The 12,405-nt window shown below is 67.0% G+C and carries 13 protein-coding genes; 7 read left to right on the forward strand and 6 right to left on the reverse strand.

What is annotated here, in order from left to right:
• Nucleotides 1-124 precede the first annotated feature (124 nt).
• A complete protein-coding gene (locus ACGFYN_RS14335; protein ID WP_393866113.1) occupies nt 125-3,271 on the forward strand; it encodes a DUF3427 domain-containing protein in 3,147 nt (1,048 codons plus the stop codon).
• On the opposite strand, the gene ACGFYN_RS14340 is transcribed toward ACGFYN_RS14335, so the two are convergent.
• Entirely contained in the window at nt 3,216-3,818 is a 603-nt protein-coding gene (locus ACGFYN_RS14340; protein WP_393866265.1) for an ATP-binding protein, read from the reverse strand. The genes ACGFYN_RS14335 and ACGFYN_RS14340 overlap by 56 nt on opposite strands.
• Before the next feature lie 98 nt (nt 3,819-3,916).
• On the opposite strand from ACGFYN_RS14340, the gene ACGFYN_RS14345 reads away from it, so the two are divergent.
• The 3 genes from ACGFYN_RS14345 (at nt 3,917) to ACGFYN_RS14355 (ending at nt 5,499) form a co-directional block, all read left to right on the forward strand.
• Entirely contained in the window at nt 3,917-4,729 is an 813-nt protein-coding gene (locus ACGFYN_RS14345) for a helix-turn-helix domain-containing protein (protein ID WP_393866266.1), read from the forward strand.
• A complete protein-coding gene (locus ACGFYN_RS14350) occupies nt 4,729-4,941 on the forward strand; it encodes a DUF397 domain-containing protein (RefSeq protein WP_393866114.1) in 213 nt (70 codons plus the stop codon). The genes ACGFYN_RS14345 and ACGFYN_RS14350 overlap by 1 nt, the downstream gene beginning before the upstream one ends.
• A 138-nt stretch (nt 4,942-5,079) precedes the next feature.
• On the forward strand, nt 5,080-5,499 hold the full coding sequence (locus tag ACGFYN_RS14355; protein WP_393866115.1) for a pyridoxamine 5'-phosphate oxidase family protein: 420 nt from the start codon (nt 5,080-5,082) through the stop codon (nt 5,497-5,499).
• Between the two features lie 31 nt (nt 5,500-5,530).
• On the opposite strand, the gene ACGFYN_RS14360 is transcribed toward ACGFYN_RS14355, so the two are convergent.
• On the reverse strand, nt 5,531-6,133 hold the full coding sequence (locus tag ACGFYN_RS14360) for a nitroreductase family protein (RefSeq protein ID WP_393866116.1): 603 nt from the start codon (nt 6,131-6,133) through the stop codon (nt 5,531-5,533).
• Nucleotides 6,134-6,160: 27 nt separating this feature from the next.
• Nucleotides 6,161-6,427 carry a hypothetical protein gene (locus ACGFYN_RS14365; RefSeq protein WP_393866117.1) on the reverse strand — a complete coding sequence of 89 codons (267 nt, stop codon included), beginning with the start codon at nt 6,425-6,427 and terminating at the stop codon, nt 6,161-6,163.
• 461 nt (nt 6,428-6,888) lie between these two features.
• Here ACGFYN_RS14365 and ACGFYN_RS14370 point away from each other — a divergent pair, with 461 nt between their 5' ends.
• A complete protein-coding gene (locus ACGFYN_RS14370) occupies nt 6,889-7,419 on the forward strand; it encodes a GNAT family N-acetyltransferase (RefSeq protein ID WP_393866118.1) in 531 nt (176 codons plus the stop codon).
• On the opposite strand, the gene ACGFYN_RS14375 is transcribed toward ACGFYN_RS14370, so the two are convergent.
• The 3 genes from ACGFYN_RS14375 to ACGFYN_RS14385 form a co-directional block, all read right to left on the reverse strand.
• Nucleotides 7,382-8,062 carry a contact-dependent growth inhibition system immunity protein gene (locus tag ACGFYN_RS14375; protein ID WP_393866119.1) on the reverse strand — a complete coding sequence of 227 codons (681 nt, stop codon included), beginning with the start codon at nt 8,060-8,062 and terminating at the stop codon, nt 7,382-7,384. The genes ACGFYN_RS14370 and ACGFYN_RS14375 overlap by 38 nt on opposite strands.
• 20 nt (nt 8,063-8,082) lie before the next feature.
• Nucleotides 8,083-10,206 carry an RNase A-like domain-containing protein gene (locus ACGFYN_RS14380; protein ID WP_393866120.1) on the reverse strand — a complete coding sequence of 708 codons (2,124 nt, stop codon included), beginning with the start codon at nt 10,204-10,206 and terminating at the stop codon, nt 8,083-8,085.
• A gap of 164 nt (nt 10,207-10,370) precedes the next feature.
• Nucleotides 10,371-10,796: a MarR family winged helix-turn-helix transcriptional regulator gene (locus ACGFYN_RS14385; RefSeq protein ID WP_393866121.1), complete on the reverse strand. Its 426-nt coding sequence runs from the start codon at nt 10,794-10,796 to the stop codon at nt 10,371-10,373.
• Nucleotides 10,797-10,858: 62 nt separating this feature from the next.
• On the opposite strand from ACGFYN_RS14385, the gene ACGFYN_RS14390 reads away from it, so the two are divergent.
• A complete protein-coding gene (locus ACGFYN_RS14390; protein WP_393866122.1) occupies nt 10,859-11,668 on the forward strand; it encodes an alpha/beta fold hydrolase in 810 nt (269 codons plus the stop codon).
• Between the two features lie 78 nt (nt 11,669-11,746).
• The gene (locus ACGFYN_RS14395) at nt 11,747-12,049 is read left to right on the forward strand and encodes a hypothetical protein (protein WP_393866123.1); all 303 of its coding nucleotides are present in this window, start codon (nt 11,747-11,749) and stop codon (nt 12,047-12,049) included.
• The last annotated feature ends 356 nt before the right edge of the window (nt 12,050-12,405 follow it).

Raw genomic sequence — 12,405 nt, forward strand, 5'->3', positions numbered from 1 at the left:
TGAATCAGGCGGCCGACGGCAACCGTCTGAGATCCGGTATCCAAAGACGGATTGTCAGTGGCTGCTGTTAAAACAGATCCATATCGACACGGGAGATCAAGCGCGCGGGATAGAAGGAGCAGGCGTGGCGGAATCGGGGGACCTGACGCAGCCGAAGGCGGGCGTCTACGAGAAGCTCGTCACTCGTGATCTGCTCGACCAGATAGAGGGACTGGAAGCGGCGGGCTGGAAAGCCATCGATGCGGAGGTCAGTGCGGAGTCGAGTCCGCACGTGCTGGCCCGGCACATCGGCGAGGTCGTGGGGCGCCGCCTGGCTCAGCTACCGCACAAGAGGCAGGTGGCCGTCGCCAACCAGATCATGCAGTCCCTGGCCGCCAGTGTGCCCGACCCGGACGAGGACGAGTCCTGCCATGTCATCGCCGACGGACCGCGTCAGCTGCTCTCCCTCGCCGAGCAGGAGGCACCCGGGGTCTACGCGATCCGCCCCCTGACGCCGCTCTCCGAAACGGCTCTGATCACCAACGCGCCGGACGACCCGAACCTGGGTGCCGAGCTGCGCGCGGAGCTGGCCACGGCCGACCGCATCGATCTGCTGTGTGCGTTCGTCAAGTGGCATGGAATACGGGTACTTGAGGATTCACTCCGCGCGGCCAAGGAGCGGGGCGTCCGCGTCCGGGTCATCACGACGACCTACATCGGAGCCACCGACCGATACGCGTTGGACCGTCTTGTCCGGGAGTTCGGCGCCGAAATACGGGTCAACTACGAAATCCGATCGACGCGTCTGCACGCGAAGGCATGGTTGTTCCGCCGCGGGACCGGCTTCAACACCGCTTACGTCGGCAGCTCCAACCTGTCCAAGGCCGCGCTACTCGACGGCCTGGAATGGAACGTACGCCTGTCATCGGTCGCCACCCCTCGCGTGCTGGACAAGTTCGAGGCAACGTTCGACGCGTACTGGGATGACCCCGCCTTCGAGGCGTACGACCCTGATGCGGACGGAGACCGGCTCTCCGAGGCGCTGAGGCGTGCTGGAGGCAATGGGCCCGGCGACGACCTCAAGATCAACCTCTCCGGTCTTGAAGTCCAGCCCTTCCCGCACCAAAGGGACATGCTGGAGCGCCTCCACGTCGAGCGTGAGATCCGCGATCACCACGAGAATCTCCTGGTCGCGGCAACCGGTACGGGCAAGACGGTCATGGCCGCCCTGGACTACCGCGCCCTGCGCGACCGGCAAGGCGGAAGGCTCCCCCCGCTGCTCTTCGTCGCGCACCGCAAGGAGATCCTGAAGCAGTCGCTGCGCACCTACCAAGAGGTGCTCGCGGACGCCTCTTTCGGTGAGCTGCTCTACAACGGCCAGGAACCCCGCGAGTGGACCCACGTGTTCGCCAGCGTTCAGTCGCTCAATCTGCACCGGCTGGAACAGCTCGACCCCGGCCACTTCGACGTCATCGTCATCGACGAGTTCCACCACGCCACCGCGAACACATACCGCCGGGTCCTCCAGCACTTCCAGCCGGCCGAACTGCTCGGCCTCACCGCAACGCCCGAGCGGATGGACGGCCTCAATGTGCAAGACGAGTTCTTCGACGGCCGGATCGCTGCCGAGATGCGGCTGTGGGAGGCCCTCGAAGCCGACCTCCTCTGCCCCTTCCACTACTTCGGCATCCCGGACGGCACGGATCTGACCCAGCTCAACTGGCGCGCCGGTTCCTACGACCGGGACGAACTCGACAACGTCTACACAGCGAGCGACGCCCGGGCCCACATCGTCATCAAGCAGGTCAGGGACAAGATCTCCCAACCCGCCGCCATGCGCGCCCTCGGGTTCTGCGTGACCAAGAACCACGCGCACTTCATGGCCCGGCAGTTCAACGAGGCGGGTTTCCAGACCGCAGCCCTCGACGCCGATTCCTCTCCGGCAGAGCGGGAACTGAAGCTCCGTGAGCTCAGAGACGGAAAGATCCAAGTGATCTTCTCTGTCGACCTGTTCAACGAGGGCCTGGACATACCCGACGTCGACACACTGCTGCTCCTGCGCCCGACGAGCAGCGCAACCGTCTTCCTCCAGCAGCTCGGACGCGGCCTGCGCCGCACACCGAACAAGCCCGTGCTGACGGTGCTGGACTTCATCGGCCAGCACCGGGCGGAGTTCCGGTTCGAGGAGCAGTTCCGGGCGCTGACGAATCTGTCCCGGAACCGCCTGGTCGACAACATCGAGCGAGACTTCCCCCACCTGCCCTCCGGCTGCCAGATCCTCCTGGAGGGCAAGTCCAAGGACCTCGTCCTCGACAACATCCGCACCCAGCTCAACGCCACCATCAACACGCTGGCCAAAGAGGTACGGGACTACAGCACACCCAAGCTCGGCGCCTATCTCCGTGAGAGTCGGCGGGACATCAAGGAGCTCTACAAGAGCGACAACTCCTGGACCAAGGTCCTGCGTAAAGCGGGAGTCATCAAGGCGGCACCGCTGCCCGGCGAAGAGGAACTGCTCAAGCGCGTCCACGCCTTCCTGCATGTGGACGACCCCGAGCGCGCCCGCACGTACCTGCAACTCCTCTCCGACGAAGCACCCGATTACGACTACCTCTCACCGGCAGACCAGGCCTACGCCCGCATGCTCTTCTTCAACCTGTGGGACAAGGCGGGTGGCTTCTCCAGCTACCGGGAGGGCCTGGAGTCGTTGCGTACTCAGAGTCTGGTCCGCGATGAACTCCAGCAGGTCCTGTCGTACGTACTCGATCGGACCGACCACTTCCCCATCCCGCTGGATGGACCACTCGGCCATCTCCCACTGAAGATCCACAGCGCCTACAACCGCTCCGAAGTCCTTTCGGCCCTCGGTGTGGCGCGACTGGGCGGGCAGATGCCCGGAGTCTTCAGCCAGGGCGTCACGTGGGTCGAGGAGATCGAGACGGACGCCCTGCTGATCACCCTGGAGAAGAACGAGCGGGACTTCTCCCCCACCGTCCGCTACAAGGACTACGCGATCAGCCCCACTCGCTTTCATTGGGAGTCGCAGAGCACAACGCCCGAGACGTCTCCCACTGGCCTTCGCTACCAGCAGCACGCACGACGCGGCAGCCATGTCCTGCTGTTCCTGCGCCGCTACAAGTCCAACGCCATCGGCAAGTCCGAGCCCTGGATGTTCCTGGGCCCGGCCGCCTACGTAAGGCACGCGGGGAGCAAGCCGATGGCGATCACCTGGGATCTCAAGCACGAGCTCCCGGCTGACGTGTGGACGTACTCGGCCATTGCCGCCGGGTAGCGGCTCCCGCGATCTGCCCTTCGAAATGCGTCTGCGCTCGGTCCAGGGCCTCATCGGCATCACAGCCGTGAGCCCTGAGCCAGTGCAGGAAGTCAGCAATGGCGCCGATCACCGATTCTTCAGCCATTCTCGTACTCACCCTGCTCAGGTGTGGGACAGGAGGCGGCCCAGGCTCCACATAGGTGAGGCCTGTTGCCAGCTCACACCAGGTCACCTTTCGTTCCGGGTGGAGGTGCACACCCCATCGTTCGGCTACTGCGGTGACGAGGGCCAGGTCCCTCCCGTTGTCGGAGTCAGCAGCCGCCTGATTGAGCGTGGGGAGTGCTCGCGTATCGGGGTCATGGACCTCAATACGCAGGTGCGTACCGTTCGTGGACACGACGAGGGTGGCCGGCGTACCCGGGCCGACGTGGTTAATCACGTTGGCCACGAGCTCACTGGCGCAGAGTTGAGCCGCGTCGATCGACTCGTGCAACCCCCAGAGCCGTAAATGAGTCCTCAAGTCCCGTCGCAGAGACGCCACACACCTCGCGCGCCCCGGGGGCACACCACCTTGCCGTCTGGATTGAACAACCGCGACGATCTGAGAGATCGACATGAAGGGCTGGGAACACGCCAGTTGGACCCACCACGCGACGGCGCCAACTGGGGGCCGACCTGCGTCGCCTCCGTGAGATCAAGAGGCTGACGCTCGAGGAGGCGGGAGCCCGCGTCGGGATCTCGAAAGCGACCCCCAGCCGGTACGAGACGAAGGAGGGCACGGTCAAGTGGCCGACTGTGGACGCCCTTTGCCGTGAGTACGGCGCCTCCGACGAGGAGCGCAGTGCCCTCGTCGAGCTGGCCAAGGGCGCCAAGATCCAGGGCTGGTGGCGATCACTCGCCGACCCCATCCCCGAGACCATGAACCTCATGCTCACCCTCAAGGACGAGGTCGTACGCGAGGACCACTACGCCTACATGTACGTCCCCGGACTTCTGCAGACCCGGTCCTACGCCGAGGCCGTGCACCGCGCTTCGGAGGTGCAGTGCCCTGAGCACGAAGTGCAGCACATGGTCGACATCCGCATGAAGCGACAGGAGCTCCTGGAGCGCAGCGAGCCGCCGCTCATCTGGTGCGTGATCGATGAAGCCGCACTCCGGCGCAGGGTTGGCGGGCCCGAGGTCATGCGAAACCAGCTCGATCACCTGCTCGCGCTGTCGCAACGACCTCACATCACGGTCCAGGTGCTGCCCTTCTCAACAGGCGCACACGCGGCAACGGTAGGCAGTTTCGCGGTCCTTCGCGGCCGCGCACCCGAACTCGACGTCGTCTACGTGGACTTGCTCGGTGGCGGACTGTTTATGGAGAAGCGGCAAGAACTGGAGCGTTATAGGTTGGCGTTCGAGTACCTCAGCGCACAGGCACTCGATCTCGAGTCCTCGGCAGAGATCATCCACCGCATAAGCAAGGAGCTCTGATGACGGCGCCCGCTACCGCCCAGTGGTTCAAGTCGTCCTACAGCGGTGGAAGCGGGACGGAGTGTCTGGAGTGCGCGGGTGGCGAAGGCGGCGTCCTCATACGGGACTCGAAGGGTCGGCGTGGCCCCATCCTGACAGTCAGCCGGCAGGCCTGGCAGGACTTTGTCGAGGCCGTGAACATGCACGCGCTCAAACGTCGCGAGGCCGACTAGGCAGGGTGGAGAGCCCGACCCGGGCCGGCGACTGACATGGTCGCTAGGCGCCCTGTGGTGGGTGGGTGAGTTGACCGGTTCCGGACCGCTGCGCTGCGATGGCGCTGCTCTCGTCCCCACGACGATACATTCTGGCGAATGGACCGTAATGATCTGATTCAGTATGTCCGCGCTCGGAGGCTGGCCGTCGTGGCCACCACCTCGGCGGACGGGTCTCCGCAGGCAGCGGTCGTCGGTGTGGCCGCGACGGGCGCGGGTGACCTTGTCTTCGATACGACGCGGGGCTCCCGTAAGTTCGCCAATCTGAGTCGGCAACCGCGTGTGGCCCTGGTCATCGGGGTCGACTGGGGAGATGTACAGACTCTTCAACTGGAAGGTGTCGCCGTCGAGATCGCGAAGGACGACCCGGCCGTGGCTGCGTACTTCGAGCAGTTTCCAGACGGGCGGGAGCGGGCGGAGTGGCCGGACATCGTCTACGTCCGGGTTCGGCCGGCCTGGGGACGGCACAGCGACTACCGCTCGGGGAGTTCTGAGGTGCGGGAAGTCTCGCTGTCCTGAGCCGTTGTCCGACTGACCGCGTTCCGGGACCTCAGGCGTGCCGCCCCCACCGCCCCCGGTGAATGACCTCGTCCGCCCTCCGTCGGCGTTCCGCGACTCGCGCGCCCTGCGGCGGTACGTCGTCGGCGCGGTGGCCGACCGTGATGCCGCCGATGGGGGCGTACTCGTCGGGCACCCCGAACTCCTCTCGGAACGGCTGGAGATGCTCCGGCATGATGCCGAAGAAGCAGGCCCCGAGGTCTTCGTCGACGGCGGTCAGGAGCATCAGCAGGGCCGCCATGCCGGTGTCGATGTGCCAGTACGGTGCCGGCCAGCGGGCCTCGGCCCGGTCCTCCCAGCCCTTGTCGGGCTCGGCGTAGCGCTCGAGGTAGGCGGCCTTGTGCGCGAGGGGTACGACGACCAGCGGGGCGTCCTGCATGGTCGGGGTCTGCTCGACCCGCGTGGGTACGAACGGCCAGAAGCGGGCGCGGTCGGCGGCGTCGGTCAGGGCGAGGAAGGCCCAGCCCTGGGAGAAGCCTGCGGAGGGCGCCCGTAGCGCGGAGGCGAGGATGCGCTCGATCACCTCCGGGGCGAGGGGCTTGTCGGAGTAGTGCCGGATCATGCGGCGTCGACGTACGACCTCGGAGAATTCCATGTTGGTCGATGTTGCCACCAACGACGGTCACGGCACGATCGGTTCCTCGTTCCCCGCCTCGTTCAGCAGCACGGTCATTACGGCTCCGGCCTGCGGCCGCTTCAGGTCGGCGGAGCTGTAGGAGCGCTTCGGCCAGTACGCGCGGCCCTCGATCCACGGGACGCCCAGCGGTGACTCGTCCGCGCGGCCGTGGAGTTCGAGTGTGCCGACGGGCCCTACGGGCAGGTCGGCGGGGAGCTTGCGCAGCGCCATATACCGGGGCTCGGGCAGCGGCAGTGGCTGGAGTTCCAGCACCGCCTCCCGACCAAGACAAGGAAAAGGAACCCTGCCTCCGGCGCCAGCGAGGGGGACCGGACCAGCGCGTAGGTCACCAGGATCAGCACCGCGTAGCTCACCGCCGGGAGCAGTCTGGACAGGCTGGCGACCCTCCGCAGCGTCCGTACTCGCCACCACGGCACATTTCGGACGTCCGCTTCACGGCGGCTGCGCGCCTTGGGTCTTGGCAGCGCGGCCTGGCGGCGTGCCGCGGCCGCAAGTGCCCGGTACGCGGGCACGTCGAATCTCGGTCTCACGCCCCCGTCGTCGTTGTGCCACATCAGGGCGCCGCTCCCCCGCGGGTGACTCCCCGCGCCACAAATCCCTGTAACGCACACGGACTTTACAGTCGCAGGTGCAGTTTCATGCCCCGCACGGGCGGCGAATCTTGAGCGGAGCGTTCCGGCCGTCCGCCGGTTGGGCCTGACTACCCTGGCCTCATGCCCGAACCCGTGCCTGTGCCTCGTGAGCGGCCGATCGTCCTGCGGCCCGCGGAGCCCGTCGACGCCGCGGCGGTGGCGGTGATCTGGCGTGATGGGTGGCGCGACGGGCATCTCAGGCACGTGCCCGATGAACTGGTCGCCGTCCGGACGCCCGAGTCGTTCGCGGTCCGGGCCGCCGAGCGGGTTGCGGATACGACGGTCGCGGTCGTCGGTGGGGTCGTCGCGGGGTTCGTCATGGTGGTCGGGGACGAGGCGGAGCAGTTGTACGTCGCGGGGGAGCATCGGGGTGCGGGGGTGGCGGGTTCGTTGCTTGGGCACGCTGAGGAGGTCGTCCGGAAGGCGGGGCACGAACGGGTGTGGCTGGCCGTCGCCACGGGGAACGCTCGTGCGCGGCGGTTCTATGAGCGGCAAGGGTGGGTGGACGAGGGGGCGTTCGAGTATGCGGCGGAGGGGCCCGATGGTCCGATCGCCGTTCCGTGCCATCGGTACGTCAAACAGATGGAGGGGCCGGCTGAGAAGCCTCGGTGATCCTTTGGCGGATGTGCTGCAGCCATTGCCGGTGAGACATTCCTCGCGGCGGACTGTAGGAGAGCCCCAGCGCGGCGGTCGCCGTTTTGAGCTCCTGATCCGAAGTCACCATGGCCAGCAGTTCCCTGATCTCTTGCGCCGCCTTCGCCTGGTCCTCAGGCAGGACTTCGCTGATGTACTCATCGAGAGCCTCGTCGTGAGAATCGTAGAAGTCCGAGAAATCCTGATGGAAGTAGCCGCCCAGTAGCTGGCCCAACTCGGGGAATCGCTCGTTCCATTCCCAGTGGTTCTGCGGGTTCATCGGGGGCACCTTTGACGGGTCCTGCAGAAAACGGTTGAGATGGTCCCGGGCGATGCGCAGACAGTCCTCCACGCTGGTCCCCATCGGAGGACGGATGTGCGGCAGGTACTCCACCTCGTCCGCGATCTCGTCGGAGAAGAGTCCGGCAGATAGCAGATCGTCGATCTGCTGGACGGCCGTCTCGGCGCGTGCTGGTTCCCGAGCGGCGATTCTGAGATACGAGGCCAGGCCAGGGCCCGGAGTCTCCGCAGTGTCCGTGAACGCGAAGCCGGCATCCGCGTAGGCGCCGAGCAGGTCATCGAGCGCATAGAACCGCTGCCCGGCTGGAAGTTCCTGACTCACAAGTAGCTCCAGTGTGCGTATTAGGGTCGAGGGAACGACGTGAGCACGCGATATCCGGAGGCCGCCGTCGAGTCAGCCTTCAGCACGACACGAACCCTTTTCACCCACCGCGTTCCCTGCCCGTGAGTGAAGTCGTAACGATTGAGATAGAGCCCCGTATTCTCGTCGAAATCTTCCTCCAATCGGAGTGTTCCTTTCGCTCCCTTGGCCAACCAGGCAGATATTTTCCGCTGATTCTTCGGACCGGTCAGTGTTCTGTCGGTGAAGCGTTGCGCCGCATCAACGTCAACGTAGCGTGAGTCCTCATCAAGGTCAGGGTCCTCGCGCATTCGTCTTCGCATGCCGCTGATTGTCTTGTCGACGTGCCTGTCGATGGTGTGAGCCTTGCTCTTTCCTCCGAGGTTCTTGCCCTCGTCACCGCGGACATCTGCACGATGCCGGGGTTTGATGCGCCCCTTTCGTTTGCTCCTCGGCCATGCGTTGTAGTCATTGCCCGAGCCGTTCGACGCGCCCAGGCCCATGAGAACCAGTCCGGCCGTGCCCAACAAGCCGGCGTTCAGGGCTGCTTCCGCTGTGAGGGTGCCGGCGGCTCCCACTCCGGCCAGGGCCAGACCCCCCGGTGGGAACAGGGCCAGCAGGGAGAGCAGGAGAAGGGCGAAGCCCAGGTAGGTGAGGAAGTTGTTGAGGGCGTCCAGGAGGTGGTACGTGCGGATCATCGGGGCGGCGGGGCCCGCTTCGCCCATGCTGTGCTGCAACAGGAAGACGCCGGTTGTGGCTGAGCCCAGGGCCGTGGCGAGGCGGAAGCGGTGGGCTGCCAGGGGTTCGGCGAGGGGGTGGGCTGTCGCCGTTCGCCAGGTGCGGAAGAGGGTGATCAGCAGGTAGGCGATCCAGGCCAGGGCTGCCATGCCGAAGGCCAGGAGGATGTTCGGGCCCGCGCCGGTGCTGAAGAACTTCTGGAGGCCGGCGGTGGAGGTGAACGAGCCGACGCCCAGGAACAGTAACGAGGGCAGTACGAGTACGCACGGGATCAGCAGGAGCCATCGCCGGCAGCCGCGGGCGGCCCGGGTTGCCTTCAGCTGGGCGCGGATGTCGAGGGACTGCCAGGTGTGCTGGTTGTCGGATGCGTCTATCCGGGCTGTGACTTCAGCGACCGTGCGGTGCAACTCCGCGGTGTCCGCCGGCTGGGACGATGCGGCGGCGTAGAGCAAGGAGCGGCGTAAGCCGACGTAGCGAAGGGCGATCCGTAGGGTCCAGGGGAGTCGCCATGTCGCGTATCGGAGCAGGGCTCCCAGGCTGTCGCCCTCGGCGCGTTCGGAGGTGAGGAGTACGTCCGGCATCGTGCGCTTGGCGCGGTGGAGTTGGCGCAGGTCGACGAGCATGGCGACGGCCAGGCAGACGAGGGGGAACGCCCAGGCTTTGGTGTCCAGGGTCTCAAGCCAGGTCGCGGCGCGGCTTGTTGGGTGCTGGACGGTGTAGTTGTTCAGCGTGTGGTACGTCGCCGCTGCCGCGATCGGGAGTGCGGAGAGCAGGCGCAGGCGGCCCCGGGTGCGCCAGAGCAGGCCCACGCCGAAGCCCGTCATCGACGTGAAGACCAGGTGGGAGAAGGTCTCCGTGAACGGCACGCCGCCTACGTCCAGTTGGCTAAACGGCGCGGGGAGCCACGACGTCAACACCTGCGACAGGGACGGTACATAGGGCGGCGACAAGCTGTCGGGGATCACCCAGCCCCCGCCGCGGGGTATCGCCCGGTGCGCGTCCAGGCCGTAGCGGAGTACCGCCTCGAGCAGGCCGAACCCGGCTCCCAGCGACGCGCCCAGCACCACGAAGTCGGTCAGGCCCCATTGGCGGCGGATCTTCAGGCTCAATCCGGCCAGGAGCAGAGGGGTGAGCTTGATCAGTTCCTCTACCCAGGGGGCCACCGTGTAGCTGGTGGTGTTCACCACCGCGATGAGTGGCTGCCCTGTGTGGTCTGCGTAGAGGCGGGTGTAGGTGAGTTGGACGAGCGCCGTTGCCACGCCGCATCCGTAGACACCTACCGCGAGCGCCAGCAGCACGGTGGTCAGCCGTACCGAGCGCGTCGGCCAGGCCAGTACGAAGAGTTGCAGCACACCCCAGACGGCCGCGACCGCCATCACCAACGTCACACCAGGCCCCCGCCACACCGGATCGACATCGACATCGACTGGATCGAGATCAGCGATTGATTCGCGATAGCGAATGTGATGCTATGCCGGAATGCGCTTGTGCAGCAAGGGACTTATGAGACGTGGAGGAGCGATCGCGGGGTGGGTGCAAATGCGCCTGCCGCTTACGGCGTCCCGTTCAGGCGTCGCAGCAGGTCCAGCAGTGTCGCGCGGTCGGGCTCGGGGAGCGGGGCGAAGCACTCCGTCAGTACCTCGTCGGCCACCTTGTGGCCGGCCTTCAGGGTGCGCTCGCCCGCCGGGGTCAGGTGGTGTTCGATGCGGCGGCCGTGGCCGGGGCGGCGTTCGATCAGGCCCTGGGCGGTGAGGCGGCCGGCCAGGGTGCCGAAGGCCTGCTCGGTCTGGAAGGTGGCCGCGGCCAGGTCTCGGGCCGATGCGCCCGGGGTGCGGCTGATCGCACGCAGGGCGTCCCACTGGGCGAGGGTCGTACCGACCGCCGTCAACACGCTGTCCAGGGCGCGGTGTTGGCGGTACTGGGCCTGTTTGACCGCGCGGCCGAGGAGTTGCAGGTCAGCAGTGGCGTCAGGGTGCATGGAGCTAGCTTAGCCGAAAACTAAGCTAGCTTATATAAGCATGTTTAGTTAGAGTGGTCGGCATGCCTACCGATCACATCTCGCAGGTGTACGCCGACCTGCGCATCAGCCTGTCCGAGGCCGGTTCCGAGACCGGCCGCCGTCCCGTCCTCGTCCTGCACGGTGGTGGGGGGCCCGCCACCATTGCGGGGATCGCTCAGCATCTCGCCCCCACGGCCTACACACTTGTGCCCGTTCATCCCGGTTGGGACGGCACGCTCCGGCCCGAGTGGCTCACCGGTGTCGACGATCTCGCCCTCGCGTATCTGCATCTGCTCCAGGACCGGGGGCTGGAGGACGTCCTGGTCGTCGGGTCCTCGCTCGGCGGATGGATCGCGGCCGAGATGGCTGTGCGGGATGCCGGGCAGCGGATCAGCGGGCTGGTGCTCGTCGACGCCGTCGGTGTGCAGGTGGAGGGTGAGCCGATCGCGGACTACTTCGCGCTGGAGCCCCGTGCCGCGTTCGAGCTGTCCTGGCACGAGCCGGAGCGCTACTACGTCGATCCCGCCGCGCTGCCCGCCGATCAACTCGCCGTCCGCCAGGCCAACATGGCGACCATGCGGGTTCTCGCCGGCGATCCGTACATGCACGATCCGAAGCTGCTGCGCCGACTGGGGCGGGTGCGGCAGCCGGCGCTGCTCGTGTGGGGGGAGAGCGATCGGATCGTGACTCCCGCATTCGGGGCTGCCTATGCCCGTGCCTTCGGGGACGGGCGGCTGGAGGTGGTGCCCAAGGCCGGGCATCTTCCGCAGATCGAGCAGCCCGAGGTGACGTTCGGACTCATCGACAAGCATCTGCGGCGGACCGGTGGCGGTGGTGGCGGCCAGCCGTGAAGCCCGGGCCTGCCTCGGGGTGCCGTGTGGGTGGGGGCTAGCCTCGGGGCGGATCAGTCAAAACGGTAGGAGGCAGACATGGCCAGGGTTCCCAGTGCGGTGGTGGCCGCGGGTGGGCTTGTCGGTGGGTACGGCGTCGCTCGCTGGACCGGGAAGCGGGAGCTGGGCGGGGTTGTGCTGGCCGCGGCGGGGGTTGCGGCGGCTTCGCAGTGGCGGGAGCGGGCCGGCGGGGTTGCTGCGGGGGCTTTGAGCGCGGGGTATGTGGCCGCCTTCGGGGCGTCGCATCCCTTGGCGAAGAAGGTGGGGGCGTGGCCTGCGGTGTTCGGGGTGGCCGGGGTTGTGGGGCTCGCGTCTTGGGCGGTTGCCGACCGGCACGCGTGACGTTTTCGCGACGGCGCTGACCAGGTTCTGCCTGTCGCCGCGCAGGGCCTGTTGCCGTGCACAGACAGGGTGCGGGGCCCGGCGCTTGCGGGATGCCGCCTCCTTGGGACGCGGCCAGCAGGGTGCGGCGCACGCCCGCACGCCCGCACGCCCGCACGCCCGCACGCCCGCACGCCCGCACGCCCGCACGCCCGCACGCCCGCAAGGGTGCGGCGCGAGTTCACAGCCAGGGGACGCAGAGACGGCACCGCCGGCCAGGCAGCCGCAGGCTCGACGCGCCGCGGGCGCAACGCCCCGCAGGCCAGCCCCCTCGGAAACCAGCAAGCGGTGCGCGCCACACACCGACACGCACCGCA

The sequence above is a fragment of the Streptomyces sp. NPDC048419 genome (genome assembly GCF_043200415.1).
Lineage (GTDB): Bacteria > Actinomycetota > Actinomycetes > Streptomycetales > Streptomycetaceae > Streptomyces.